The organism is Gelidibacter japonicus (assembly GCF_010725055.1).
In the GTDB taxonomy this organism is placed as follows: Bacteria; Bacteroidota; Bacteroidia; order Flavobacteriales; family Flavobacteriaceae; genus Gelidibacter; species Gelidibacter japonicus.
This window is the reverse complement of the sequence record NZ_BJKB01000011.1, coordinates 1-25,244: the sequence shown is the minus strand read 5'-3', so window position 1 is coordinate 25,244 and position 25,244 is coordinate 1. Positions and strand designations below refer to the sequence as shown.

Genomic DNA, 25,244 nt, shown 5'->3' with positions numbered 1-25,244 from the left:
TTTTTGTTTGATTGATAGGATTGTATATGCTTCACTATTTAATTTTCGTACCAAAGCCTCTAATTACTTTCCCTGTTCCATTATGAAAATCACCCTCATTGAGCTGAATTCCCACATCTTCCAAAATTTTAAAATCAAAATTTGGGAAATCCCTTTTTATTTCTTCGACCGAGAAAAGCATATCCAAGCTTTGCGGACCTCCAATCTTTGGGTTATTTTCTCTAAATGGCAAATGTGTTTTACTATACGCTTCAAAAATGATTGAGCCTTTTGGTTTTAGCCAATCATTCAATTTTTGATGGATTGTAGTGATTTTATCGGGCGAAAAATGAGCATAAATCAAACCAATACTGTCAAATGATTCTTTAGGGAAATTACACTGCTCAATGTCGCCAACAATGTATTCAAGAGATGTATCTTTTTCTATTGCCAATTGTAATGCCTTATTTTTACCCTCTACACTTAAATCCGTAGAAACCACTTTCCAACCCAAACTTGCTGCGTAAACTCCGTTTCTGCCTTCGCCGTCAGCAGGCAATAAAATGCTTTTTGGTGTCAGTTGGTCTATGCAGTTTTTGAAAAATGTATTGGGTTCCGTTCCGTAGGCAAATTGTTGGCTTTTGTACCTTTCATTCCAAAATTCTTGGTATTCTAAATCGTTAAAATTGCTCATTGTCTATTTTTTTGTTTTGATTGATTTTAAGAATTAATATTGATGTGAGATAAATTCCGATTCCGTAAACCAAATGAAGCATTATGGCTTTTGAAACAAGCGTGAATTGAATCGGTGTTTTTGAAAAAGCAAACCCAAATCCCATAATAGGCCAACCTATAAATAATGGGAAAACTACTGTAATGAGTCCGAACAATAAGGGTTTTGGCAATTTAGGGCTGTAAAACCAGTCGTTTTTAAAAATTGAAATAAATAAAAAGGCGAATGCAATACCTATTATGTAGTGCGTTGTCCAACCAATGACCCAAGCCTGTGCGGTACTTACATCTATACTTAAAAGATTGTTAGAAACCCAATTGCCAATAATGAGTAGTCCGCTCGATTTTATTCCTAAAATGCGAAGCAATATTGCCCAAATGTCTGTTAGAAATGTTGCTCCAACCCCTAAAATAAATGTCCTTTTCCAAGTATTCATAAATTGCCTAATGTTCTATGTTCGGCAAAATTAGATACTTGAACTTGTCGATTAGTAGGACAGAATTTTGGTTTTATGGTACTTATTCAAAGTTTTTTCGGAAAGCTTCAGGCGAATAATTGGTGTGTTTTCTAAAATATCGGACGAAATAGGAAACATCTTCATAGCCCAATAAATCGGCTATTTGTTGTATTTGGTTACTGGTTGCCAACAATAGTCTTTTTGCTTCTAAAATAACATATTCGTTGATAAGTGTTGAAGGTGTTTTGCCGAGAAGTTCCTTTGTAATGGTGTTTAATTGATAGGTGGTAAGGTTCATTTTTTCAGAGTAGAATGCAACGGTTTTCTGTTCTTTAAAATAGGTTTCTATCAATTCCAAAAGTTCTTCCAGACGTTGTTGGTTATAATAATTTTTTTTAGAAATGGAATTAGAGCTGTATCGGGAAAGTTCTATCAACAGTATTTCCAAGCAAGATAAAATTACAATTCTGTAATCCTTTGGTTTATTGTTGTATTCATTTTCGATTTTTGAAACAACGGGTTTGATTTCGTGGTATATTTTATCATTAAGTTTCTGATTGCTCGCTATTTTGAATTTTCGAGCTTGAAAAAAATCTTCTGTAAATTGAATGATGTAACCTTTACAGTCTGCCGAAAGATTTAACGAATGAACCTGTCCTGGTTTTAAGAAAAACACACTATATTTTGAAATAGTGTGAGTATTAAAGTCTATGCTGTGTTCGCCATTTCCACTTTCTATGAATAATAGAAAATAGAAGTTATACCTATGCGTTTTTTGGTGCATTATTTTTCCATCCAACAATTTTTCCAAATCGTAGATTTTGAAACCATCAATGGGATTTGATTTCGATTTTTCGTCCTTAATACATCTGACAGGAATTTTTTCCATTTTTCTATTTCACTTTTTCAAAGGTCAAATATTTTTCTCGCCAAGATTCTCGATTTTCTTCAACCATTTGTGGCGGAAATCTTCGGTTGATAGTCGAATTGGACCAATCGAAGTAATTTTTACTGACTTTACGCCAATAAAATTCATTGTCAATTTTTTCATTGCCTTGTTAGTAGGGCTTCCGTAAAACCATTTGTAATACCAAGCAGGTTGGTCTAAAGTACAAATCAATCTTGAGGTTTTTCCTGTAAAATATTTGTCCCACCACAAAGAGCCTTCCTTTTTCTTGAAAGCAAATCCGGGAAGTAAAACTCTGTCTAAAAATCCTTTCATAATGGCAGGCACAGAACCCCACCAAACGGGATACACCCAAACAATATGGTCTGCCCATTTTAGTTTTTCTTGTGCTTGTAATAAGTCAGGTTCAAGTTCGGTTCGTTTTCTATAACCAAATTGAAGATTGGGATTGAAATCCAACTCTCTAATGTTAATTTCCTTTATTTCGGCACCTGTTTTTTCCGCTCCTTTTCGGTAACCCTCGGAAAGCCCAAAGTTGAAACTTTCTTTATCTGGGTGTCCGTTTATGATTAGTATTTTCTTTTTTGTCATTCTTGTTTTTTTAAATTGGCTACATAGGTTTTGTCTATGGCTTATGGCGGAAAACCCACTAGGATTTTCCGTTAAAACGATACGACAGTACAATACCGTGGCTATTGCCCAACATACTATTTTTAAGTGCTACGTTATAGAAATACACAAACTTTAGGTTTTTTAAGGCATATATTCCACCCAAAAAGTTTATGGAAGCACTACTCCGGTAGCCGGTACCAATCTCAAACTTATTTTTATAATTCACGGCAAGGTTCACGTCCACCTGCATAGGGGCACCCCTTTCGTGCTTCAGCAAAACGCTGGGCTTGAGCATAATTTCTTCAAACCTGTTGGTAAAAAAACGATAGCCGAAATAACCGTAAAACGGATTCCTAAGGTTCAGGTCGTCGCGGGAGGCCAGTTGGTCGCCCAGAATATTGGGGGCCGAAACGCCCATATAAAAATGTTTCCGGTTATACAGAAATCCGACTCCGATGGTGGGGATGGTAGCGTTGATGTTCTCGTCGAATTCCGGGTCGCCCACGATGCCCAAATCCAACAAATTTTCACTGTACTGCCGTACTCCCGCAGTAATCCCGAATGACAGTACGTTTTGGTCGTAAATCTGCCAGTAGGGGCGGTTGCTCCTTTCGTCAAAGAATATTTTATAGGAATAGGCCGCAACCACATGGGTGCTGGTGGTCACACCTATTTTGTCGTGTAAAATGGCTCCGCCAAGGCCCATTTTTCCATCGGAAATCGGGGTATGGAAACTGAACGAAATCGTTGTGGGATTCCCTTCGATACCGTTTAAATAGCCGTAATGGCTCAAGGTCGCCTCGGCACCGTTCGCCATACCGGCATAAGCGGAATTGACGATAAACGGATTGTAATTGTACTCCGGAAATAAAGCAGTCTGTTGTGCATGGCCGACAAAACCGAAGACAAGCACCATAAGTGCGGGGATGTATATTTTGAATAATCTCATGGTTAACGTTTTAGGACTAAAAAGCCGGTTGTCTTTTTTAGGTGATGCTGCTCCGGAAGGTTCTCGATTTGAAAGAAATAGGTCCCCGAGGGCAATTGGTCGGCACCCAGGCTTCTCAAGCGGTTTGCGGTTCCCCGAAACACATTCGTGCCGTTGTTATAGCCCCGGATTTGGAACACCATATCGCCCCAACGGTTGTAAATGGAAACGATGTTTTCGGGATAATTTTCAATGCCGTGAATGACCCAAACATCGTTGATGCCGTCGCCATTGGGGGAAAAACCGTATTTGGTTTCATCGACCAAATCAGTGGTTCGGGTTTCCGTAGTAAAACTGATTCCCGAACAGCCCGTAGCATTGCCTGCCGAATTGTACGGAATCACCGAAACAAAAATCTCGGTGTCCTCGGGAAAATCCGTTGTGGGATTGTAGCTCGTTCCCGTTGTAACATCGGCATTATCCACGAGTTCCGTACCGCCCGAAGTCGTCCCGATGCTCACGTAATAGCCGTCCGCCCCGGAAACGGCGTTCCAAACAATATTGGCATTTACTGCCACGTCCGTTGCCCCATCAGTCGGACCGGTAATCACGGTACAGTTAGGAACGGTCGGTGCCGGAGTAGTGTCCTCCGTGGTAAAACTGATTTCCGAACAACCCGTGGCATTGCCTGCTGAATTATATGGAATCACCGAAACAAAAATCTCGGTGTCCTCGGGGAAGTCCGATGTGGGATTATAGCTTGTTCCCGATGTTACATCGGCATTGTCCACCAATTCCGTACCGCCCGAGGTCGTACCGATGTTGACGTAATAACCGTCCGCATCCGTAACGGCGTTCCAAACAATATTGGCATTTACTGCCACGTCCGTGGCTCCATTGGTCGGGGCGGCAATCGTGGCACAATCCGGAACGGTCGGTACAATGATTTCCTCCGTAGTAAAACTGATTCCCGAACAGCCCGTTGCTTCGCCCACTGAATTATACGGGATTACGGAAACAAAAATTTCCGTGTCCTCGGGGAAATCCGTTGTGGGGTTATAGCTCGTTCCCGTTGTAACATCGGCATTATCGACCAGTTCCGTGCCGCTGGAAGACGTACCGATACTGACGTAATACCCGTCCGCACCGGAAACGGCGTTCCAGGTGATATTTGTACTGATATTAACATCGGTTGCTCCATTGGTCGGACTGATAATAGTGGTACAGGTCGGTGCAGTGGCCAAGGTTTCCGTAGTAAAACTGATTCCCGAACAACCCGTAGCAGGGCCGACCGAATTGTACGGAATTACCGAAATAAAAATATTCGTATTCTCCGGAAAGTCCGTTGTGGGATTATAGCTTGTTCCCGTTGTAACATCGGCATTGTTTACGAGTTCCGTTCCGCCCGAAGTCGTCCCGATGTTGACGTAATAACCGTCCGCACCCGTAACGGCATTCCAAACAATATTGGCATCCACCGCAACGTCCGTAGCACCATCGGTCGGACCGGTAATAGTTGTACAACCCGGAACGGTCGCCAAGGTTTCCGTAGTAAAACTGATTCCCGAACAACCCGTGGTAGGGCCGACCGAATTGTACGGAATTACCGAAACAAAAATATCCGTATCCTCGGGAAAGTCCGATGTGGGATTGTAGCTTGTTCCCGTTGTAACATCGGCATTGTTTACGAGTTCCGTTCCGCCCGAAGTCGTCCCGATGTTGACGTAATAACCGTCCGCACCCGTAACGGCATTCCAAACAATATTGGCATCCACCGCAACGTCCGTAGCACCATCGGTCGGACCGGTAATAGTTGTACAACCCGGAACGGTCGCCAAGGTTTCCGTAGTAAAACTGATTCCCGAACAACCCGTGGTAGGGCCGACCGAATTGTACGGAATTACCGAAACAAAAATATCCGTATCCTCGGGAAAGTCCGATGTGGGATTGTAGCTTGTTCCCGTTGTAACATCGGCATTGTTTACGAGTTCCGTTCCGCCCGAAGTCGTCCCGATGTTGACGTAATAACCGTCCGCACCCGTAACGGCATTCCAAACAATATTGGCATCCACCGCAACGTCCGTAGCACCATCGGTCGGACCGGTAATAGTTGTACAACCCGGAACGGTCGCCAAGGTTTCCGTAGTAAAACTGATTCCCGAACAACCCGTGGTAGGGCCGACCGAATTGTACGGAATTACCGAAACAAAAATATCCGTATCCTCGGGAAAGTCCGATGTGGGATTGTAGCTTGTTCCCGTTGTAACATCGGCATTGTTTACGAGTTCCGTACCGCCGGAAGTGGTGCCGATATTGACATAATAACCGTCCGCACCCGTAACGGCATTCCAAGTGATATTTGTACTGATATTAACATCGGTTGCTCCATTGGTCGGACTGGTAATTGTCGCACAGTTTGGAACAGTGACCAAGGTTTCCGTGGTAAAACTGATTCCCGAACAGCCCGTAGCGTTGCCTGCAGCGTTGTACGGAATCACCGAAACAAAAATCTCGGTGTCCTCGGGGAAATCCGATGTGGGATTGTAGCTTGTTCCCGTTGTAACATCGGCATTATCCACCAATTCCGTACCGCCAGAGGTCGTTCCGATACTGATGTAATAGCCGTCAGCACCGGAAACGGCATTCCAAGTGATATTTGTACTGATATTAACATCGGTTGCTCCATTGGTCGGACTGGTAATCACGGTACAGTTAGGAACGGTGGCCAAGGTTTCCGTGGTAAAACTGATTCCCGAACAGCCCGTAGCGTTGCCTGCAGTGTTGTACGGAATCACCGAAACAAAAATCTCGGTGTCCTCGGGGAAGTCCGTTGTGGGATTATAGCTTGTTCCTGTTGTTACATCGGCATTATCGACCAATTCCGTACCGCCCAAAGTCGTCCCGATGCTGACGTAATACCCGTCCGCTCCCGTAACGGCATCCCAAACAATATTGGCATTTACTGCCACGTCCGTAGCACCATCGGTCGGACTGGTAATCACGGTACAGTTAGGAACGGTGGCCAAGGTTTCCGTGGTAAAACTGATTCCCGAACAGCCCGTAGCGTTGCCTGCCGAATTATAGGGAATTACCGAAACAAAAACCTCGGTGCCTTCGGGGAAGTCCGACGTGGGATTATAGCTTGTTCCCGTTGTAACATCGGCATTGTTTACGAGTTCCGTACCACCAGAAGTCGTTCCAATGCTCACGTAATAGCCGTCAGCACCGGAAACTGCGTTCCAAGTGATATTTGTACTGATATTAACATCGGTTGCCCCATCTGTCGGACTTGTAATGGTAGCACAACCGGGAATGGTGGCCAAGGTTTCCGTGGTAAAGCTGATTTCGGGACAGCCCGTGGCATTGCCGACCGAATTATAGGGAATCACAGAAACAAAAATCTCCGTATCCTCCGGAAAGTCCGTTGCGGGATTATAGCTTGTTCCCGTTGTAACATCGGCATTGTTTACGAGTTCCGTACCACCAGAAGTCGTTCCAATAGATATGCGGTAACCAATAGCCGTAGCAACGCTATTCCAGGTAATATTTGTATTTACTGCAACATTTGTGGCATTATTGGCTGGTGTGATTGTTGAAATACAACTGGGAGGAGTTAATGTTGAAGCCGATTGACGTTCGTAAGCACCTGCATCTACATAAGTACCAAACAATCTTGGGTCTCCACCCAAATCGGTATCAGTCCCTAAACCTGTTCCTCTAACGTTTGTATAAAGGATATTTCTACCATATTCAATAGCAGGACTATTAATTTGAAGCCTAAAATTGCCAGTTGCCGCATTTATAAAAAGTGGATTTACCCCCAGCACATTACCCACACCTAATGGGTTTTCTTGTAATAAGTTACGGCGGAAATCCTTATCGCTAATATCATTAGATGAATAAGGAGCAATGTCTGGATATTGTAAACCAGTGTGTTTTGTATTATTATAAAAAATAGAGTTGTTTACAGTAGTATTGTATGTATAGTAGGTTGAAGATTCACGAAAATGATGGACTAACGCTGTATTAGTGTTGTTAACAAAGGTGGAATTTGTTATACGTATATCCGAGCCATTATATATCGCACCACCATAAGAACTTGAACTATTATTATAAAACAAAATATTCGAAATACTTAAATAATCTCCGGTAAAAGGAGGATTTGAGTATATGGCACCCCCATTAACTTGGGCACTATTACTTATAAAGGCACTATTAAGTATAGTGCTAATATTTCCTCTTTCATAAATAGCACCTCCATTTTCTTGGGCGGTATTACCATTAAACTGAGAATTGTTAACACTAATGATGTGCTGATTGCTTATGGCACCACCGCTACCACCACTTTGGTTTCCTTGAAAATTACAGTTTGAAAAAGTAGTGTCAAAATAGTTTACATGAACTGCACCTCCATAACCATCAGTTCTGTTATTGTTAAATACACAATTGTTTAAAGTTAAGTTCTGTCCCCATGTATAAATAGCACCTCCAGACTGCCCAGAATAATTATTAATAAATCTGGAATTTTGAATGGTAACATTACCCGTCCAGTTATGTATGGCACCACCGCCATTTTGTCCGCTTGGGTAATTAACCGTTGGGTTTCTATTATTTTCAAAAGTACAGTTTTGTACTAAAAGCCCGGTACCACTTCTTATATACATAGCTCCGCCCCCTCTTGCTGAGGTTGATACGTTATTCCTAAAGGTGCAATTTCGAATGATATTATTTCCGGCACCAACATACATGGCACCACCCCCTGTATTGGTTGCTGTAACATCACCTGTGGTAAAGCCTCTTACAAAGGTAATGCCATCAAAAACACAGTCATTACCATTTATATGAATAATTTGGGTGGTCGTTAGGCCATCTAAAATAGTAACGTTGGCAGCCCAATCGCGTTGGCTTAATGCGGTTTCGGTGCCAACAAAACCTCCAAAAAAGCGTAATCCGTTTTGGGAAGAATCTATTTCCAGCATAGTACTTATAGCATAAGTGCCTCTTCGCAACCAAAGCGTTTGATTTGATGTAGCGTTTGCCAAAGCATCTTCAATACTGCTCGCCTGTGCCCACGAGCTTCCGTCTCCCGTTCCGTTGGGAGACACATAGATTTGAGCACTTAAAACCGTACTGAACAGTAGTAGGAAAAGTAAAGGGATTCGGGTTGTATTCATATTCAATAATATTGGTTCAATTATCAACGTATTTTTATCTTTTGTTTTGCCCTCTACCACCAATTTGCTCGGGGTAGGGCATAATAGGCCGTGTCCTGTTCTGTCTGCCACGGTGCTTGGTGGAATTTCCAGCTTTCCGGAATTTGATCGAGGGCCTTGCTGATATCTTGTTTGCCCCACGGATACCCCACTTTATAGGCTTTTCCGTTATGGTTTACAGTGCCGAACAATATAGGGTCAGAGCTTCCAGAAACGCCGTTTGTGTATTGGATGGCCTTTTCCAAAGCCAGTTGGGTTCCGGCTGGAAAGGAGGTAATCTTCACCACATCGCCCAATGCCTCCAAATCGTGTAGGTATTGCCAATTCGGATGCAGGCTGTCCAGCAGGGTATAGGGATATTTGGAGTTCAGAACCATATAGTCCCTTTCCTTGAACATCACGGTTTCCTTGTTTAGCGTAACTGTTTTTCCTAGCCATTCCTTATAGGGTTCATATTTGTTGAGACTAGTGGATTTTGTTTTTATGGTGGCATAGAGCATAAAAACAAACAGCCCGATGCCGCCAATAACGACCCCTGCGATAATGCCCATAATTTTCTTTGTTGTCATATACTGAACTTTTTATCCCGATAATTATCGGAGGCTGAAATTCAGAGTTTCCGGAGCTCTTTTTACCCTGCTTTTGTCCATCATTTTTTCTTGTCCGTGATATAGATTTCCGTTAGTCCGTCCTCCGATTTAAAGCGTATGTTATAGCCGGTCTGCTCTTTGAGTTTCACCGTCGGGAGGCTTTCCGTTTCAAAATTGGTACTATTGAGTTGTTCCTTGGGTTTATGGGTGTTGTTCATCTCGGTGGATTTCGAAAGGTGATATACATCGCCTTCAACTTTTGCTATTTTAAACCAACCGAAACGAATTTCGCCTCCCAAAACGCTGTTTTTTTCTTTCCGGAGTTCATAATGTCCGAAATATATGTCGCCCACTGCCGGGGCTTGTTCCATGGCCACCGTTTTTTCCGATTTGGGCAGGGGCGGCTTTACGGAATCGTATACCAAATAGCCGAAAAATCCTATAACGAAAAGCACGAACAGCCAGCCGACAAAGGTCATTTTAAATGTGAAGGGAGGCTTGGGGGCTTCCTCAACTTTTTGTTTTTCAAAGGCTTTCATTTCGGGTGTCCAATGGCGGCGGGAAATTTTTTTGCCTTCCACATCGTCCCAAAATTCACCGGCGGCCTTTTTGACATTTACGGTATAGATGATGGTCCGCATCTCATTTCTGTAAATTCCCAATACCATGGGGTTATTGGGGTTTTTCGGGTTTCGAAGCCCTTCGGCTGCATGGGCAGCCAGTTCCATTTTAGTGATTCTAAGAAACATACGCTTTAATATATTTTAGATATTGTTTGTTTTAAACCATTATGGGCTTAAGATGCACTAAGGTCTAACTATTCTATTCTTAGTTCTGTTTTCATCATAAATCAATCCATGTAAATATTGTGCTGTCGGGCATAAGGTTCCAAATATTTCCGAAGTTCGTTATGGGTGGCGTTGGTCCCAACGAAAGAAATTTCAACCGTGCCATTCAGGGACTTCAAGAACGTATCTCTCACGAGAAAATTCTTTATCCTTGCTGCATATTTTTCCGGTCTGGACACTTTGACCATCAAGGTTCTGGTAAAAAGTTGTATATATTCTACATCCCTCCATTCGAGCAATCCGGTAGATTTAGCCACTGGTGAAGTGGTGGCCCTAATGCCCGCATCGGAAATGACAACGGCGGTTTCGTTTTCCTTTTTGGGATGGATTATTAATTTCAGAAAGAAGAAAAGCCCTAAAAACGTCAAAAAAACGCCTCCTACCAGTACCGATAGGTTGACGGGGTCGGCCCAAAGCCACATATAAAGGGCGAGCATTGCTCCCAGAATGCCCAGTCCCAAAAAAAACAAGGCTCCTTTTTTTTGGTCGTTCTTGCTGTATGTAAAGGTTTTTGTCTGCATGGTCTTCAGGTGTTTTTTAATCTTTAAACTGTTTGTTGAACTGTACTATGGCGACTTCAAGGATATTATCGGCGACTCCCAATACGGTCGTATCCAATTGTTCTGGTCGGATATTAGGCCTTAGAACGCTTTGGGCAATTAAAAAAGCTTCAAAATTGGCATCGGGTAAGGGAGTGTTTTGGGCGCTTAATAGTGTGCCAAATAATAATTGTAAAAAAATGAGGCTTAAAATATTTTTCATGTGTTTATATCTATTGCTTTCCAGCGGTCATGCTTCCACTATGCTTAGGACAGGTATGTGACCTCCATATAATTATTTCGCTGTGTGACAATCCTGTTAGCTATCGGGATTAATTATGGGTGTTTCATTTATACAAAAACTTCAAAAAGGCATTAATTTAAATTGCTATTATTGGTCTTTGAAAATGTTCATTGACCTAATCCTTACATTTGGCGATTATATTGGTTGTAAAAATCAGCATTAAAAGTAACCCCATACCTATTAAACGCACTACATAGTATCTACTTCGTATTTTTTGCATATACAAGTTATCTACATATGTTTTTATCTATTGATAATCAGGTAGTTATTTTGGTCTTTATTCAGTGGTTTAATCATATTTTAATTCCAATAGACCTGATTCCTTTTTATTACTTTCTATTTTTGTAGATACCATTGAGCATATCATTAAATGAGAATTTTTACGTTTATAACCCTATTTTTACTTGGTACAGTTGCAAGGGCACAGAACATTTTAGAAACCACGAAGCGGGCACTTGATTCGGTGGAACAGCTTCAAATGCAAAATAAAACGCAGGATGCCATAGAAACTTTAAAGAGGGCTATCCGCGGGACCAGTTCATCTGATGACCTTGCCTATTTATATGCTTATCAAAGTGGACTTTATATTTCCATAGACAGCCTTTTAATAGGAAAAAACCTATTGGGCCGTAGTTTGGAAGCTGCTGAAAAGGCAAAAAACAACACCTCTAAAGCTGTTGCCTATAGGGCGAAAGCTTATTTGAACTACCATCTTAACCTGCCGGATGCCGTTGTAAAAGATGCACATACGGGGCTAAAGTATCTAGAAGGGAACAATACCGATCTAACAACAAAATACTTTCTAAACTATCTTTTGTACAGCACCTACAGTAGGTGGGGAGATGAGGAAAAGATGGAAAAATACATCTTAAAGTGTAAGCAATACGCTATTGAGGCCAACGATATCAATTTGCAGGTAAACGTAAACAATGGCGTGTCCAGCATGTACCTAGCACGCTATAGGAAAACCAAGCAAACAAGCATTTTGGACAGCACTTTCCTGTATCTCAACAAGTCTTTTGAACTTCACCAATCGCACCCTACAAAAGTAAGCGGCGATACTTTTGTGATTACCTGTATAAATATGGCGAATTACTATCTTGAATTTTCTTCGGAGCTTATGGAAATACGTAAGGAAAAGGCTTTTCATTACCTCCAACTGGCCGAAGGGAAACTTCAAAAAAAGGAGGCATCCTCAGAAAAGTGGATTAACGTATTTGGCATTAAAAGCGGCTTTGCCAGGGAGGAGGGGGATATCTCGCTTGCAGAACAGTATCTTTTACAGGGGTTAAGCCTGTTGATGAGCGACAAAGGAAATTATTTTAAACTGGAATACAAAGTAAACAAAGAACTTGCGGGCATTGCAGTGAAAAGAAATGACCTAAAATCGGCTCTGGACTATCAAGAAAGGGCAGAAGGGTTATTAAAAAAGTCTTTTGACGAACAGCAGTTGCTAAATGCCCAAAAATTGGAAATTCAATACGAAACCGAAAAGAAAGACCAGCAATTAAAATTGTTGAAGGAACGCGAGACATTTCGAAAAAAACAAAATTATCTCTATGGAGGTATTGCACTCGCATTGCTTTTTGGACTTGCTTTTATGTTTATATCATATCATTTTAAGCTGAAGTTTTCCATTGAACGGGAAGAAAAGCTCAAACAGGAAAAGGAAGAAGGCGAACATAGAGCCAATCTGAAACTGAAATTTGAAAGAGAAGAGCGGTCCCGATTGAAAGCGGAGCAGGAGCTCTTAAGTATTAAACAGCAACAGTTGGAAAAGGAATCTCTGGCCAACTCTTTACTTATTGAGTACAAGAACGATATGTTGCAACAAATAAAATCCAAGATTAAAGAAGGCGACACCGGAAAAATACAAAAGCTACTAAAAGAAGAAATGCTTTTGGCCGCGAATTTTGAAGATGTTAAGACGCAAATACAAAAAGTACGTCCTGATTTTTTTAACCAGTTGAATGCGCTCGCTAAACGTAAATTGACATCGTTGGACCTAAAGTATTGTACCTACCTGTATTTAAAAATGACTACAAAACAAATTTCCCAGGCATTACACGTAGAGCCGCAAAGCGTTAGGATGTTTAAATACCGTTTAAAGCAAAAATTTGATTTAAGCAAGGATGAGCACCTTGATGACTTTTTGGGCAATTTAAGTTAATGGATGATTTAAATAAAATTCAATTCTTGGCTCTTATTTGGATTTTTTTCAACGAGCTTATCTTTATCATTGTTGTTTTTTACTGTTCACAACCGTTTCACCGGTATTCCTTTTTTATACAACATCAGGAGACCAATGGGGGTCTAAGGATTTACTGTGCCCCTTGGGACATTTTCCATATCCGGAAGATGTAGTATACCAGTGTTTACTGCAATAAAATTTATTGCAAGTTGCACAATAACCAGCCATATCATAGAATTGTTCTCTAATAAGAATAGCGTTATAAGGTTTGGTAAATGCATCAATTAGTGCCGCCTTTCGCTTCAAATCAATAGGGTTCCCAATAAATCCATTACTTCCACCGGGACCCGAATATATCAAATAATTGGATTTGAAATCCCGAAATTTATTGTAATGGACATAATCCTTTGCATTCCACTTTATGGCATCATTAGGGTAGGCATTTGGTTCGACAATTTCAATTTTGGCAGCCAGATTGCCGCATTTTGAACACACAGGGTCCAAACAGATTGATTTAATGTCATCATTTTTGTTCATTGTAGCTTTTAAACTGACATAAAGTGTTTTAAACGTACTCCAGAATCCAAGAACCTTAATCTGCCTGCCAAGGAACCGCATTGGACAAAGTTATTTGGTCTGTTTTTATAACCATTTTGCTTCAATTCCCAATTGAATCAATTCGTCAAGTACATTTTCTTTTGCATAGCACAATGTGGCTTTTTTTAAATTGGGGAAGTGTTTTGCATCTTCGGTGCTTTCAATATCCCAATAGTCTTCGTAGCCTTCGCACTCTAAACAGGTATTTAAATATATTTCATTGCCGCCATCCTGATAAATATCGGTAATTTCATGGGTATACTTTACCAGAATGGGCAGTTGTTTTAAGTAGTCCATTACTTCGGGGATGGGCTCAAACCGCTCTTTTTCGGTATCGATTGTTCGTTTTTTGTACCATTTAATAAATTCGTAAATATCAAGTTTGGGTTGAAGCAGTTCTTTTTCGTACATCAAAATTTGAAGGATACAAAGCTTAAAATTAAAGTCGGTAAAATGGATTTCAGGTTCGTTAAGGGGCTTGATTTCATATTTGCTTTCCGGAATTTCAAAATGCTTATCATACCAAATGCTCACGCCAAAAGGGTGGTCGTCATCAGGCCGTTGTAATTTGCTAACATTCCAAAAACCCTGCAAATAGTCTTCTTTATTGTCTGTCTGTTCAAAAAAAGCAACCGCTTTATCATTTATAAACAATTTGCCCCCCAAACGGTTGCTTTGGTTTTACCTTTAACTTTTTATTGCTAGCAAACAGGCACTGTATGCCGTGAATGGAACCAATAGATTCTGTTACCTTTATCCCCAATGAATCCCAAACATGGGTTTTTTGAAAAGTATATTTTTCGTCGGTTATCAATCGGGTCGGGCTTCCAAAAAGTTCTTCCAACTGGTTTAGTTGAATGGGGTGCCCAACGGAAACGCCATTGATTTGCAGGTCTTGCTTTGTACATTGAATGGTTACGTTTCTTGCTTTTTTATTGAACAGGTTTATCATTTTAGTACCGTGTTTTTGGAACGCAGGTGATTGGCAGTGATGTGTTTACAGATATTTATTATACTTTGGGGCCTTTATAAGTTGCCCTAACCAAGGTATTGAATTCTTTTTTTAATTCATTAAACGGATAGTTTTGAACACTCGCCATTGCTTTAAGTTTATTTTTCACAAACTTTTTTTGCTTGATTATTCTATAGGCAATGGCAACCAACCAAGCAAAAAATGCTAATAGTATAATTATGGCAATAATAACAAAAACGAATTGGTTTGAAGACATATTATGTTTCATTGAACGCATAATGCCCCCAACTACTAGCACAATAATAATGGGTATCCTTACAGAATTACTAAGTTTTATATACTGCTCGTATTCGATTAAGAGCCCTTCCACCTCTTCTTGTTTGAAATTGGCCAGGTAACTGAATTCTATTCTTTCATCTGTTCTCATTACCGGTTTTATTTTATGGCAAAGTGCACTGCAATCCGATAGGTGCGTTCTTCTTTAGTGTAGTATGCCGAACCTGGTCTGTCTTCATAATTATAATCGGAAATCACCAATACTTCACCAATTTTTTTTCCTATAACATCGGCTATTACTTCGGCATTTTTCTTTGCATCCTTCAAGGCTTTGCCAATTATGTCTGACTTGTTGGCAAACGGTCTGTAAACCACCTTTTCTTGTAGTTTATAACTCCACGAATCTATCTTCCCTAATGAAATGATTTTTTCTATGTCGTGTTCATCGGTCGTTTCTACCACATAATCAACGTGTTCTGTGGTTTTTTGAGTGGCGTTTTCATCGGTATCGGCAATACGGACCTGATTTTTATTTAAGCCCAGTTTGTTTACTTTTTCAAAAAAGAGTGCCTTCCGCTCTTCAAGCGTAAGTTGCGTTTCGTTTCTATAGGTATTTGTGTTGTTTATTCTTATGGTTGCTTCATAGTGCTTCACGTCCCTTTTATATGTTGTCTGCCCAACGGCTTGTATATAGCGGTTGTTTGTTTGGGCCGTAGCGATAAAGGCTGTAAACAATAGAATGGCTGTTAACTGTATGTACTTCATGTTGAATGGATTAAAAATTAAATTTTCCTTCAAAAAAAACCCCGATAATCGGTACGGGTTTTAGGGCTTCGTTATTTGCAGCGATTATTCCCAGAATGATAAATACAAGTGGAATTAATCCCAACAATGACAATACACTCCCCAAAGAAGGAATAATGTTTGCTACAACGGTAAGTACTATGTTCAGGATAACGGCAAAAATAAAGACGCCCAAACTTTGTCCAAGATGATACGAGGCGAGTTCACTTTTCGGGTCATTGTTTTTGTTTGAAAAATAAGCAATGGCCCAACCAATAATGGTAAGGTAAGATACAATTGAAATGGTTTTTGCGTTCATAATTATTTGAATTTAAATGTTATACTTTTTTAGGGCGAAATTAAATGTTTAATAGGGTTTTGCCCATTTTTGTTACCTACACAGCATCTACAAAAGCGTGCATCTTGTTTACAAAGCATCTACATGGCATTCTTTTAACAGATTCTTATTTGCTTTGGCCACGTTAGGAAACTCTGTATCTGTAATGGATTCGTCCACGTATTTTGAGCGGAAAAATAAAGTTGGTTTCCAATATTTGTTTCCAATAAATTTATGGATACTGCATCCTGCAAAATGCAAAAGCACCAATCCAACAAAAAGGGCTGTTTTTAAGTGCTCTTCTCATTCTTCTACCGGTTTATCCCCATAAAATGGGAATAGTAGCTTGTTATCGGCAAATGTCCCAACCATATCTTCACTATCGGGTGTTTTTATCAAAACAAAACTAAATATGTCCTTTACGCCGATATAGATTTGTTTTGTGCCTACCACGGGTACTTCGGGCAGTACATAATGTTTTAGGCAATCTTCAACAGCAAAAACGATTTGTTTTCTTGAAGTTACTTCGGTGAGAGACAGCCCCTTTTTAATGTTTAGCAATACCAATAGTTTCCCGGCATTTATTTTAGAATAATATTCAATTTCATTGGTGTCAATCCCGTCTATTTCATCAATAATGCAGTTTTTTAAATGGTAGGATATTGCGTCTGTGTCTTGATTTGGATTATTGGACAATTGCTCTATATCAGCAAGAAGCAAGGTTTCTCTTTCATCTTTATCGGTTTTGTAAAAAAGAAGTCCTACTACGGACAAAATGGTAAACAAGGCAAAAAAAGCGACAACGACCAAACACCCTAAACTATGCCAAATAGGCCGTTTGACGGGGTTTTGCCCATCGGTTTTATGAAGGGCCCGTTTAATGTTTTCGGGAAGCTCGTTTGTATGGTACGTTTTTTTGCAATGACTACATTCAACTAATGTGGTTTTCGAAAATGGCAGTATCGGTATCCAAAAAATATGAAAATATTTACCGAATGTTGTGGCAAAAAAGCTGTTTTGACTTTGGCAATACGGACACTCTGTTTGCCCCTGAAGTTTTCTGGTTTTTATTTTTGATGAGCGTGTTCCAAAAAATATAAACATAATTCTATTGCGTTTTCTGTTGCTTCAAAATTATGAAAGACGATTGTTTGCCCTATATTTTGGGCATTACTTAACGTCTACAAAAAGCGAAAACACATATACAAAGCGCCTACAAATTCATTTGTAAAATCATTATTATGAAAAGATAAGCGTTGAATTCAATATTGGTGTACTTATTTTTTGGGCACGAGAAGAAAATAAGTATTAAGCCATGGGTGGGATGATGCTATCTTTGCCCATTCTTCATAATTTGTGGTTTTTAGGTCTGAATGGCGATATAATTTTTGAAGCATTAATGGGTGAATGGAATCCCCAGCGATGTTGCCAAAAGAATGACGGGCGATATGCATCGTAACTTTTTTGTTTATGCCTGCTTTTTTGGTCAAGCTTTTTAAATGCTTGTTGAACTTGCTCGTAGCAGTTTTAATTTTTCTATAAATGTCCTTGGGGTCTGTGAAATCTGCTTTTTTCATTTCTGGAAAAACGAAGTCATCTTCATCGATTTTTTCTTTTTGATAAGACTTTAGAATAGCTAGAGCTTTTATTGGTATTTTTAACGAAACCACCTTGCCGTTTTTTCCCATTCGATAGTGCAATCTGTTATCGTAAATCATAGTCCAACGTGTAAGGAGCACATCCGAAACACGCATTCCTGCAAAATAGAAACTGTATAGCCATACATTTAGAGAATGCCTTTCAACTGGCGAAATATTTTGAACGGATTCGAGCGTTAGTATTTCGTTTTTATTCAATCCTACTTTGTGTGTATCTGGAAATTTAATTTTAAAACCACCTTTACCAAACGGATATAGGTCTTTACTTATAACCTTATCGGAAATTGCCCTGTTGAATATTAGCCTTATAAGCACCATTATATTCAATGCAGAAGTCTCGGTTAATTTTCGTTGGCCCATTAAATATGTTTTAAAGCGGTTTAAAAACCTTAAATCAATTTCTTGGAATCGAAGTTCTTTTGATTTATGAAAATCACGGATATATGTGGTTAGAGCTTTATCTGTTGTTAGTCGATTTAACTTTTTGTCAGCTTCAAGAGCTTCAAGATGTTCTTTGATATAATCAAAAAAAGTTAGGCTGGAGATAGGCTTGTAGATGTTTCTTTTTATCTGTTTTGCTGAAACATCGTTATTTTCGCTCTGCAAGTTCATTAAACCCTTATCAACTTCGGAAAGTTTTGACGACAACAAATTATTAAGACTATCGGCATTGGGATGAGATTTCTTTACTCTAAGGCTATTTTCGTCCCAATCTTCAATGTCGATATAATGACCGATGTGCTTGAATGTGGAACGGCGATTTTTTGTAATCCTAATCGCAAGGGGAAAAAGACCCTTTGAGTTAGGTTTTTTGCGTAGAACTATTTTTGCACTTGCTGACATACTTAACCTGATTTTGATTCCGAAAGTCAAATCAGGTACAACATTCTGCCAAAAATGTACCTTAAAGATACATAATTCCTAGTAAATTTGGGTACAACATAGGTACAACAAATGTTGATTTTAACTGAAATTAAATGACTTTAAATAAAATTGATAAAAACATAAATCATTGGTATTGAGGCGATTTGAGTTTTGTTGGTGCAATAGAAGCTAGACTTAGGACTTAACCGAGTTAAAGTATAAAAAATATTGAAAAAGCGGGCGTGGTGGAATTGGTAGACACGCCAGACTTAGGATTAAACCTAATCTTTAGTGTTAAAATATTAAAATGCGGGCGTGGTGGAATTGGTAGACACGCCAGACTTAGGATCTGGTGCCGCGAGGTGTGGGAGTTCGAGTCTCCCCGCCCGTACAAAAGTCGAAGAGAAATCTTCGGCTTTTTTTATTGAAAATTACTTCACTTTTTTTCTTGGGTACAACATAGGTACAACATTTTGCCTTTTTTGAGATTAAAATATGGTTTGATGGCAATCGATATTTTTTGAGGTTTAAGAATATTATAAGAGTTAATCACAATAGTATTTACCTTAATTTCATATGCACTCTGTCCCAAAAATAGAATGAATTTGGGACAGAAAAAATTTCGTTAGTAAAGTACATTTTTTAAATCAGAAACTGAGCCATCATATTTTGATGGATTGTTGTTTTTAAGTTTAATAAGGTTCTGTAGTTTCCATTGTATTGCAGGAAACCGTTCAAAATCATAGATGCTCCAATCTGGTGTTCCTTTGCCAAAATTCAGTATGAATTCCCTGTCTTTGTCCGTTAGGTTTTGATGGATTACATTTACCAACTCCTCCCGGGTTTTTTCAAAATCCACATAAGTAAAGGGTTCCGGGCTCATGCCTTCAAATTGGTTGACCATAGTTTCCCTTTGGTCGATAAAATTAGGATGTAGCATTTCGTGCAGGGGGCGGTTGCTGCTCAAAAGGAACAATATGAAACCTTTTTTGATTTCGTCGGTAAATCCTTCATTTTGTAACAGGTACTTTATATCGAACAAATCCCTGGGGTGTTGGCGGTCCAATGCGGCACAGATTTTTCCACCGTACAACTGTCCTAAAGGAACTACTGGAACGGCACAGAAAACATCAAATTCTTCTTGGGCCTTTTCACATAGTGGCAACGTTACCGTTTCATCCACCACGCCCCTGTTGATTTGGTTCACTTCTATTTTTATCTGTGCTTTTACTGCGGTGATCTGAAGTTTTAAAGTTTCCCTTTTTAAGGTTATTGTAGCCTCTGGCAGAATTTTTTCCAGCTTGGTTTTTATACGGTCGAGACCATCGATAATATTCTTAAAGGACGTTTTTCTGTCCTCTATGGGTATGTAAGTCAAGTCAATATCTACAGACAGCCTGATCAAGTCTCGTACAAATAGATTGATAGCAGTTCCCCCGTGCAGTGCAAAAACCGGTTCCTTTACCACTTCCGGCAACACCTGTAACAATAGCGAAACTTGTTGTTTGTAATTACTCATAATTTTCCAATGCTTTTGGGACAGTGATTTGATATTTCGATATATAAACACCATCTTTTACCAAGGAACGTTTTCCTTTCCCAAGGTCGATTTTTCCCAAATCGATGTATTTAACCCAATCGTGCCGTGCCTTTTCTGCCATATACAAGAAAAGCCGCTTTACTTTTATGGAGGTACATACTCCCAAAAGTTCCTGTACCTGTTTAGGTCGGAGGTTGTTCAACCCCTCCATGATTTCGTAGCACTCGACCAGCTCTTGCTTTTTGGGCGTTAGGTACAGGCATTCCATTAAGGCCCTTATAGGGTTGGACACTAACAAACTGAAAGCCCCCTGTTCCAAAGCTTGCAGTCCTATTTTGGGCGGAAGGAAAGAGGAACTGAAGTAGTTCACTTTTACCCCCCAGTCATATTTCGAAAACCAAGCGGGCAATTTCTCTTCACTTCCCCCGAACAACGTTATTTGTTTTGTGGACAGCTCCAGATAATGGGCCTTCCCCAATAATGATAAGGCGGTTTTTCCTCCAGGATGGATATTTAGGTCAGCTTGTCCTTGCAATGCGAACAATGCACCCTGGTAAGTAGGGGTATCACCCACCCGAATCCAAGCTCCCGTTCCTATGGAATATATCCAATTGCTGTTCCTATATCGATTTAGCAATTGCGTGGAGAACCCATTTTCCGTTAACCACGAACTTAAATATACAACTCCTAGAGGCTGTGAATTAAGAAGATGGTTTATTTTTTGCTCTTTTTCCAAACTAATAGTTTCTGTTTTCGACTTTTTTTAAACTTTAAAAATATTTTTAGTTTATTTTACTACAAATATACAAACTATTAGTTTGTGTATTTGTATATTTTTAAACTTTATTGTGTCAAAAAGATGGCATATTCATAAAAACATGGAATAGATAGTATTCATACAATATTCCCGAAAGTTAAGCTCGCAAAATGTTTCTCGGACAAGGGACGGCATAAAGCCGCTCCTTCCTCGCTATTTATATCCGTTTCCTTGCCGCTCCAAAATTTTGTTTTCCGTTTGGCAAATCCTTGAAAATATTGTTGAACCATAAAACAGTTATCATGGAACATCCAAACATGCACCAACTTGGTTTTGGCTTTGAGATGGAGCCAACCACCGAACCCAAAACCTTTAAGAATGCCGGACAGATGGATGCCATGATGGAGATTGCCCCAAAGCACTTGTCCGATTATGAACAGATCCTATTGAAGCGGATTAGGGTATGGATTTATGACAAACGGCGCAAAGCTCTTAAGCAGAAACTTAAGGAAGACAAACCTGCTGTCAAGGAAAGGGCCAACCAAAAAAAGCTGTCCCTTTAAAGGATAGCTTTTCAACTTTTACAGATTTGGTCACGACCCCTATTGGGTCAGGTCATCGACGGTTGCTCCGGGAGCATTTTTCTTGACCGATGCGATACCATTTTCCATGGCACTGAAAGAAGAGTACATCTCACTGGTCCCGATAACTTGACCGTTGGAGGCCTTTAAGTTAAAGTAGGGGCTTCCGCCCTGGGATTGCAAGCGTTCAAATTTGCTGTCATCCTGAGAATTGTTTCTGACGGATTCAATACCATTGGTACAACCGGTCTTAGCCTTGTAGCCTTCACTCGCGAGGATGTTCTGTCCGTTAGCGGCTTTTAGGCGGAACCTGAATTCACCGCCCCTGTCCTTGTAAATCTCAAATTTTTGCATAAGTATTGGTATTAAGATTAATAGCGAAAAGATACCAAAAAAAGTTGACTTATACCAACCGGGCATAATATATGGATGTCCTGAGGGACGGGCTTATTAAAAAGATGGATGGGCGAATAAAAAATAATTTACCATCTATGCCATTGCCTATATAATATTGCCGAACACTTCCGATTTACAGCATTTGGTTTTATTTGGGCGTGTCACCACTCGCATTCTGCCCACGCATAACAGCCTCCACAAAAATGCAAGCGGGCCGGGTCATCCGCTATATCTTTTGTGGTCAAAAAAGACCACAAAAGGATGCCGCTGCTACCCCTCACGCTCTATATACCGTTCAGAAATTGATAGTTTAATAGTACCCTCAGCCCATTTCCCTGCCTGCCCGTTCCGCAGGCGGGCATTCCGCAAGCCTGTCCTGAGCCCAGCCGAAGGGCTCCATTTCGGGAAAAGCGCTTCGGTAAGGGGTCTTGGACACAACTTCAAAGATTCCGATTTCCATTCCACTTGCCCACTTGTTTCCGAGAAAATTCGGGAAGTGAACAAACGCTACTTCGGCTCAGTACAGGCATTTCCAATCTCCATCTTTAAAGTCAAGTCCGCTTTAAATCTTACTTCAAAGGAATAATCCGTTTTATAAACCGGTCAGCACATTGTCGCTCCATTTCGCGAAAAGCTCCATTCCGGGCAAAGAGCTTCCCTACAAAGTCTTGGACACCATCCCCATTTCTACTTTCCATTCCGTTAACCCTTCCCGTCCCGATAGCTATCGGGACTGGAAGGAGCACTGCATTCCCAATCCGAAATCGAGAATTAAGTCCGCTTTAAATCCTACTCCAATAGTTTAATTCGATTTATAGACCGTTCAGCACATTGCCGCTACATTTCGCGAAAAGCTGCATTTCGGGCAAAGAGCTTCCCTAAAAAGGTCTTGGACACAATCCCCGTTTTTGGCTTTCCACTTCGCTAACCCTTCCCGTTTCTCTGGGATGGAACGCTGCGTTCCCAAGCCAAAATCGTGGATTAAGTCCACTTGTAATCGGAAGGTCAAAGCTTCCGTTTTCTTAACAGAATTAACGGCAAATCCTTCTTGGGTCTTTGCTCGATAATTCTTAAAAACAGAACCTTTGCCCCACACATTTTAAGGGGTTTATAATAGATGGAGCTTTTGTTGTTTTTCGGGGCATCGAAAAACAGGCAGGACATAACCAATTCTAATATAGCCCCATTTGCTTATCTCGCTTAACTGCCGGTACGCTCGAACGCAAATGCGCTTAAAAGAATTGCTAATGCCCTTATGGAACTTGTCAAGACTATACAAGTTTCAGGTAAAAATAAGGTTTCTACTTCCTTGAAAATCCAAGGATTTTCTACGTCGCAGACACTCCTGATTTGTTCCCTAAAAGTCTTGACAAAACCCACTCCATCCATTGTGACCTGCACGGAAGAAATCATACAAACACCCCTTAAAATTTAATTCAGTTTAAACCAATAGGGGAAATTATTAATCTTTTAAACCTTTTTATTATGAGTACCATTAAAAATCACGTACAGTTAATTGGAAATGTTGGACAGGAACCAACGATTACGAACCTTGAAAGTGGTAAAAAAGTAGCCCGATTTTCATTGGCAACCAATGAAAACTACAAAAACAGTAAGGGCGAGAAACAGACGGACACCAATTGGCACACCATTGTCGCTTGGGGCAAGACAGCCGACATCATCGAAAAGTATGCCGAAAAGGGCAAGGAAATCGCTGTGGTCGGGAAACTAAAGACCCGTACCTATACCACGAACGATGGCAACCAACGCTATGTTACCGAAGTGGTAGCCGATGAAATCCTGCTATTGGGCAGTAAGTAACAAAAATAAAGAGGGTGTTCCCTTGGAAAGTAGCACCCTCTTTTCATCATTAATCCTAAATAGAAAAACAATGAGTAAAGCACAAGTTAACGAAATAAAAGAGGGATTGCGACATTTTCATGGTTCAGAAATGTTCTATCAAATCCCATTGATACGCACCCGATTTACGAGCGGATTGAAATATCTGGCCAATGCAGCGGAATGTTTTTGGCTGATAACCGATGTTTCCGTAATCGCCAAAAGCCTGTTGAACCGAAGCCGTTTTATCACAATAGATTTTAAAAGGCTATCGGAAGAGAAACAGGATTTTTCAGGCTATGAGGCTGAAATAATTTACAGTGATGGAAATGGAAACATACTGGAAACGCATAGATACAATGCTACCGATTTTCCATTGGAAGAACTGCGGTTGTACTTTGTGGACAATACCCTGATGTTGCCTAATGAATATTGATATGGAAAGGACGGAATTTGAAATCTGGTTGGAAGATGGGCAAGACCTTAGGGATTATCCCGATGGTTTGACCCAGACCTGTACGACCTGTAAGCAACCTAAAATTTAAAATGATGGTCTATTTGAATTACAACAACCTCGACAACGAGACCCAACAACGTTTGCTTTCCATGTCCAAAAAGGAAGTGGAAAAGCGCTTTGGGGAACAGTTGCGCAACTATGCCGAGACCCAATATCTCGATTATGACGAACTTGTGGAACAGGAAGCCATACGCAACCTGTACACCTACGAATACGTGTTCAATATCTGAACACTACGGACACATAGAAAGACCCTTGCCATCAAGGGGTCTTTTTTTGGCGGTGTGTGATTTTTTCGGAGGATCGAACCCCGAAAAAATCAATAGGGGAGTTGACTTTTGTAAACAATATCCATAGCCCGAGGGAAACCTATCACTTATTTGACCGCAAGATAGCCCTTCAAAAATATTCCCATCAAAAGACTACGGCATAAAGCCGCTCGTACCTCGCTATTTATTCCGTTTCCTTTTGAGCTGAAATTTTTGGCAAGGACCGATACGCCGACAAATAATTAATAACCTTAAATCATGTCTTATGAAAACTACAGTAAAAAAATTGCTCGAAATCCCGGCAAGAAAGCACCAAGAGGAAAGCATTGCCAAAGAAGCACTTGCGGAAAAATCCTTCTTACTGATTATCAATCTTTGGATTTTCAGGTATGAGTACCGCAGGGAGCAATTGCCCACCGATGCACAAGCTGCAAAAAACGGGCATAGTATACCACCTCCAGCGGATTAAACTGAACATAGCGCAGCGGGCGAAAGTGAACCACCTTGAGCGGATGAAAGTGAACCACTAAAAATCGATTCTATTTGTACAGCTTTA

At 40.3% G+C, this 25,244-nt stretch carries 27 protein-coding genes and 1 tRNA gene; 7 read left to right on the top strand and 21 right to left on the bottom strand.

The window, feature by feature from the left end; genetic code table 11:
• Window positions 1-34 precede the first annotated feature (34 nt).
• The 10 genes from G6N06_RS12050 to G6N06_RS12005 form a co-directional block, all read right to left on the bottom strand.
• Entirely contained in the window at window positions 35-673 is a 639-nt protein-coding gene (locus tag G6N06_RS12050) for a class I SAM-dependent methyltransferase (RefSeq protein WP_163517005.1), read from the bottom strand.
• The gene (locus tag G6N06_RS12045) at window positions 660-1,148 is read right to left on the bottom strand and encodes a DUF2938 family protein (RefSeq protein WP_163517004.1); all 489 of its coding nucleotides are present in this window, start codon (window positions 1,146-1,148) and stop codon (window positions 660-662) included. Before G6N06_RS12045 ends, G6N06_RS12050 begins: the two co-directional genes overlap by 14 nt.
• A gap of 82 nt (window positions 1,149-1,230) precedes the next feature.
• Window positions 1,231-2,058 carry an AraC family transcriptional regulator gene (locus G6N06_RS12040; protein ID WP_163517003.1) on the bottom strand — a complete coding sequence of 276 codons (828 nt, stop codon included), beginning with the start codon at window positions 2,056-2,058 and terminating at the stop codon, window positions 1,231-1,233.
• Between the two features lie 24 nt (window positions 2,059-2,082).
• Entirely contained in the window at window positions 2,083-2,667 is a 585-nt protein-coding gene (locus G6N06_RS12035; protein WP_163517002.1) for an NAD(P)H-dependent oxidoreductase, read from the bottom strand.
• A gap of 58 nt (window positions 2,668-2,725) precedes the next feature.
• Complete coding sequence (locus G6N06_RS12030) at window positions 2,726-3,604, bottom strand: PorP/SprF family type IX secretion system membrane protein (protein WP_240338052.1); 879 nt, start codon at window positions 3,602-3,604, stop codon at window positions 2,726-2,728.
• Window positions 3,605-3,639: 35 nt separating this feature from the next.
• Complete coding sequence (locus G6N06_RS12025; RefSeq protein WP_163517000.1) at window positions 3,640-8,790, bottom strand: T9SS type B sorting domain-containing protein; 5,151 nt, start codon at window positions 8,788-8,790, stop codon at window positions 3,640-3,642.
• Window positions 8,791-8,843: 53 nt separating this feature from the next.
• Window positions 8,844-9,398, bottom strand: a complete 555-nt coding sequence (locus G6N06_RS12020) for a hypothetical protein (RefSeq protein ID WP_163516999.1) — start codon at window positions 9,396-9,398, stop codon at window positions 8,844-8,846.
• Between the two features lie 80 nt (window positions 9,399-9,478).
• Window positions 9,479-10,168 carry a hypothetical protein gene (locus tag G6N06_RS12015; protein WP_163516998.1) on the bottom strand — a complete coding sequence of 230 codons (690 nt, stop codon included), beginning with the start codon at window positions 10,166-10,168 and terminating at the stop codon, window positions 9,479-9,481.
• A gap of 101 nt (window positions 10,169-10,269) precedes the next feature.
• Window positions 10,270-10,788, bottom strand: coding sequence for an STM3941 family protein (locus G6N06_RS12010; protein WP_163516997.1), 519 nt, complete (start codon window positions 10,786-10,788; stop codon window positions 10,270-10,272).
• Between the two features lie 16 nt (window positions 10,789-10,804).
• Window positions 10,805-11,029: a hypothetical protein gene (locus tag G6N06_RS12005; protein WP_163516996.1), complete on the bottom strand. Its 225-nt coding sequence runs from the start codon at window positions 11,027-11,029 to the stop codon at window positions 10,805-10,807.
• Between the two features lie 451 nt (window positions 11,030-11,480).
• Here G6N06_RS12005 and G6N06_RS12000 point away from each other — a divergent pair, with 451 nt between their 5' ends.
• Window positions 11,481-13,280 carry a helix-turn-helix transcriptional regulator gene (locus G6N06_RS12000; RefSeq protein ID WP_163516995.1) on the top strand — a complete coding sequence of 600 codons (1,800 nt, stop codon included), beginning with the start codon at window positions 11,481-11,483 and terminating at the stop codon, window positions 13,278-13,280.
• A gap of 114 nt (window positions 13,281-13,394) precedes the next feature.
• On the opposite strand, the gene G6N06_RS11995 is transcribed toward G6N06_RS12000, so the two are convergent.
• The 8 genes from G6N06_RS11995 to G6N06_RS11960 form a co-directional block, all read right to left on the bottom strand.
• Window positions 13,395-13,919, bottom strand: coding sequence for a hypothetical protein (locus G6N06_RS11995; protein WP_163516994.1), 525 nt, complete (start codon window positions 13,917-13,919; stop codon window positions 13,395-13,397).
• Between the two features lie 24 nt (window positions 13,920-13,943).
• Window positions 13,944-14,564: a DUF6892 domain-containing protein gene (locus tag G6N06_RS11990; RefSeq protein WP_163516993.1), complete on the bottom strand. Its 621-nt coding sequence runs from the start codon at window positions 14,562-14,564 to the stop codon at window positions 13,944-13,946.
• Entirely contained in the window at window positions 14,539-14,850 is a 312-nt protein-coding gene (locus G6N06_RS11985) for a DUF7738 domain-containing protein (RefSeq protein ID WP_163516992.1), read from the bottom strand. Before G6N06_RS11985 ends, G6N06_RS11990 begins: the two co-directional genes overlap by 26 nt.
• 58 nt (window positions 14,851-14,908) lie before the next feature.
• Complete coding sequence (locus tag G6N06_RS11980; protein ID WP_163516991.1) at window positions 14,909-15,298, bottom strand: hypothetical protein; 390 nt, start codon at window positions 15,296-15,298, stop codon at window positions 14,909-14,911.
• Window positions 15,299-15,306: 8 nt separating this feature from the next.
• Complete coding sequence (locus G6N06_RS11975) at window positions 15,307-15,912, bottom strand: SIMPL domain-containing protein (RefSeq protein WP_163516990.1); 606 nt, start codon at window positions 15,910-15,912, stop codon at window positions 15,307-15,309.
• A gap of 10 nt (window positions 15,913-15,922) precedes the next feature.
• Window positions 15,923-16,249, bottom strand: a complete 327-nt coding sequence (locus G6N06_RS11970; protein ID WP_163516989.1) for a DUF4870 domain-containing protein — start codon at window positions 16,247-16,249, stop codon at window positions 15,923-15,925.
• A 321-nt stretch (window positions 16,250-16,570) separates the two neighbouring features.
• The gene (locus tag G6N06_RS11965; RefSeq protein ID WP_163516988.1) at window positions 16,571-17,371 is read right to left on the bottom strand and encodes a zinc-ribbon domain-containing protein; all 801 of its coding nucleotides are present in this window, start codon (window positions 17,369-17,371) and stop codon (window positions 16,571-16,573) included.
• Between the two features lie 173 nt (window positions 17,372-17,544).
• A complete protein-coding gene (locus G6N06_RS11960; protein WP_163516987.1) occupies window positions 17,545-18,768 on the bottom strand; it encodes a site-specific integrase in 1,224 nt (407 codons plus the stop codon).
• 330 nt (window positions 18,769-19,098) lie between these two features.
• Here G6N06_RS11960 and G6N06_RS11955 point away from each other — a divergent pair.
• A tRNA-Leu gene (locus G6N06_RS11955) sits at window positions 19,099-19,180 on the top strand.
• Between the two features lie 234 nt (window positions 19,181-19,414).
• Here G6N06_RS11955 and G6N06_RS11950 read toward each other — a convergent pair.
• Window positions 19,415-20,308 (bottom strand): nucleotidyl transferase AbiEii/AbiGii toxin family protein, encoded by an 894-nt coding sequence (locus G6N06_RS11950; RefSeq protein ID WP_163516986.1) that lies wholly within the window; start codon window positions 20,306-20,308, stop codon window positions 19,415-19,417.
• A complete protein-coding gene (locus G6N06_RS11945; RefSeq protein WP_240338051.1) occupies window positions 20,301-21,065 on the bottom strand; it encodes a type IV toxin-antitoxin system AbiEi family antitoxin in 765 nt (254 codons plus the stop codon). Before G6N06_RS11945 ends, G6N06_RS11950 begins: the two co-directional genes overlap by 8 nt.
• Window positions 21,066-21,388: 323 nt before the next feature.
• On the opposite strand from G6N06_RS11945, the gene G6N06_RS11940 reads away from it, so the two are divergent.
• The gene (locus tag G6N06_RS11940) at window positions 21,389-21,649 is read left to right on the top strand and encodes a hypothetical protein (protein WP_163516985.1); all 261 of its coding nucleotides are present in this window, start codon (window positions 21,389-21,391) and stop codon (window positions 21,647-21,649) included.
• Between the two features lie 39 nt (window positions 21,650-21,688).
• On the opposite strand, the gene G6N06_RS11935 is transcribed toward G6N06_RS11940, so the two are convergent.
• Complete coding sequence (locus G6N06_RS11935; RefSeq protein WP_163517112.1) at window positions 21,689-22,021, bottom strand: YegP family protein; 333 nt, start codon at window positions 22,019-22,021, stop codon at window positions 21,689-21,691.
• 1,527 nt (window positions 22,022-23,548) lie between these two features.
• On the opposite strand from G6N06_RS11935, the gene G6N06_RS11930 reads away from it, so the two are divergent.
• The 4 genes from G6N06_RS11930 (at window position 23,549) to G6N06_RS11915 (ending at window position 25,157) form a co-directional block, all read left to right on the top strand.
• Window positions 23,549-23,884: a single-stranded DNA-binding protein gene (locus G6N06_RS11930; protein ID WP_163516984.1), complete on the top strand. Its 336-nt coding sequence runs from the start codon at window positions 23,549-23,551 to the stop codon at window positions 23,882-23,884.
• 70 nt (window positions 23,885-23,954) lie between these two features.
• Window positions 23,955-24,338 carry a DUF6876 family protein gene (locus tag G6N06_RS11925; protein ID WP_163516983.1) on the top strand — a complete coding sequence of 128 codons (384 nt, stop codon included), beginning with the start codon at window positions 23,955-23,957 and terminating at the stop codon, window positions 24,336-24,338.
• Between the two features lie 113 nt (window positions 24,339-24,451).
• Window positions 24,452-24,649, top strand: coding sequence for a hypothetical protein (locus G6N06_RS11920; protein WP_163517111.1), 198 nt, complete (start codon window positions 24,452-24,454; stop codon window positions 24,647-24,649).
• A gap of 304 nt (window positions 24,650-24,953) precedes the next feature.
• Window positions 24,954-25,157 (top strand): hypothetical protein, encoded by a 204-nt coding sequence (locus G6N06_RS11915; protein WP_163516982.1) that lies wholly within the window; start codon window positions 24,954-24,956, stop codon window positions 25,155-25,157.
• Window positions 25,158-25,244: the final 87 nt, after the last annotated feature.

Bases quoted from the DNA above. Each gene is read 5' to 3' on its own strand.
- G6N06_RS12035 (WP_163517002.1), bottom strand. From the start codon at position 2,667: ATGACAAAAAAGAAAATACTAATCATAAACGGACACCCAGATAAAGAA.
- G6N06_RS12030 (WP_240338052.1), bottom strand. From the start codon at position 3,604: ATGGTGCTTGTCTTCGGTTTTGTCGGCCATGCACAACAGACTGCTTTA.
- G6N06_RS12050 (WP_163517005.1), bottom strand. From the start codon at position 673: ATGAGCAATTTTAACGATTTAGAATACCAAGAATTTTGGAATGAAAGG.
- G6N06_RS11965 (WP_163516988.1), bottom strand. From the start codon at position 17,371: ATGTTTATATTTTTTGGAACACGCTCATCAAAAATAAAAACCAGAAAA.
- G6N06_RS11960 (WP_163516987.1), bottom strand. From the start codon at position 18,768: ATGTCAGCAAGTGCAAAAATAGTTCTACGCAAAAAACCTAACTCAAAG.
- G6N06_RS11930 (WP_163516984.1), top strand. From the start codon at position 23,549: ATGAGTACCATTAAAAATCACGTACAGTTAATTGGAAATGTTGGACAG.
- G6N06_RS12020 (WP_163516999.1), bottom strand. From the start codon at position 9,398: ATGACAACAAAGAAAATTATGGGCATTATCGCAGGGGTCGTTATTGGC.
- G6N06_RS11995 (WP_163516994.1), bottom strand. From the start codon at position 13,919: ATGCGGTTCCTTGGCAGGCAGATTAAGGTTCTTGGATTCTGGAGTACG.
- G6N06_RS12045 (WP_163517004.1), bottom strand. From the start codon at position 1,148: ATGAATACTTGGAAAAGGACATTTATTTTAGGGGTTGGAGCAACATTT.
- G6N06_RS12010 (WP_163516997.1), bottom strand. From the start codon at position 10,788: ATGCAGACAAAAACCTTTACATACAGCAAGAACGACCAAAAAAAAGGA.
- G6N06_RS11985 (WP_163516992.1), bottom strand. From the start codon at position 14,850: ATGATAAACCTGTTCAATAAAAAAGCAAGAAACGTAACCATTCAATGT.
- G6N06_RS11970 (WP_163516989.1), bottom strand. From the start codon at position 16,249: ATGAACGCAAAAACCATTTCAATTGTATCTTACCTTACCATTATTGGT.
- G6N06_RS11940 (WP_163516985.1), top strand. From the start codon at position 21,389: ATGGAACATCCAAACATGCACCAACTTGGTTTTGGCTTTGAGATGGAG.
- G6N06_RS11950 (WP_163516986.1), bottom strand. From the start codon at position 20,308: ATGAGTAATTACAAACAACAAGTTTCGCTATTGTTACAGGTGTTGCCG.
- G6N06_RS11980 (WP_163516991.1), bottom strand. From the start codon at position 15,298: ATGAGAACAGATGAAAGAATAGAATTCAGTTACCTGGCCAATTTCAAA.
- G6N06_RS11935 (WP_163517112.1), bottom strand. From the start codon at position 22,021: ATGCAAAAATTTGAGATTTACAAGGACAGGGGCGGTGAATTCAGGTTC.
- G6N06_RS12005 (WP_163516996.1), bottom strand. From the start codon at position 11,029: ATGAAAAATATTTTAAGCCTCATTTTTTTACAATTATTATTTGGCACA.
- G6N06_RS11915 (WP_163516982.1), top strand. From the start codon at position 24,954: ATGAAAACTACAGTAAAAAAATTGCTCGAAATCCCGGCAAGAAAGCAC.
- G6N06_RS11925 (WP_163516983.1), top strand. From the start codon at position 23,955: ATGAGTAAAGCACAAGTTAACGAAATAAAAGAGGGATTGCGACATTTT.
- G6N06_RS12015 (WP_163516998.1), bottom strand. From the start codon at position 10,168: ATGTTTCTTAGAATCACTAAAATGGAACTGGCTGCCCATGCAGCCGAA.
- G6N06_RS11920 (WP_163517111.1), top strand. From the start codon at position 24,452: ATGGTCTATTTGAATTACAACAACCTCGACAACGAGACCCAACAACGT.
- G6N06_RS12025 (WP_163517000.1), bottom strand. From the start codon at position 8,790: ATGAATACAACCCGAATCCCTTTACTTTTCCTACTACTGTTCAGTACG.
- G6N06_RS12040 (WP_163517003.1), bottom strand. From the start codon at position 2,058: ATGGAAAAAATTCCTGTCAGATGTATTAAGGACGAAAAATCGAAATCA.
- G6N06_RS11975 (WP_163516990.1), bottom strand. From the start codon at position 15,912: ATGAAGTACATACAGTTAACAGCCATTCTATTGTTTACAGCCTTTATC.
- G6N06_RS12000 (WP_163516995.1), top strand. From the start codon at position 11,481: ATGAGAATTTTTACGTTTATAACCCTATTTTTACTTGGTACAGTTGCA.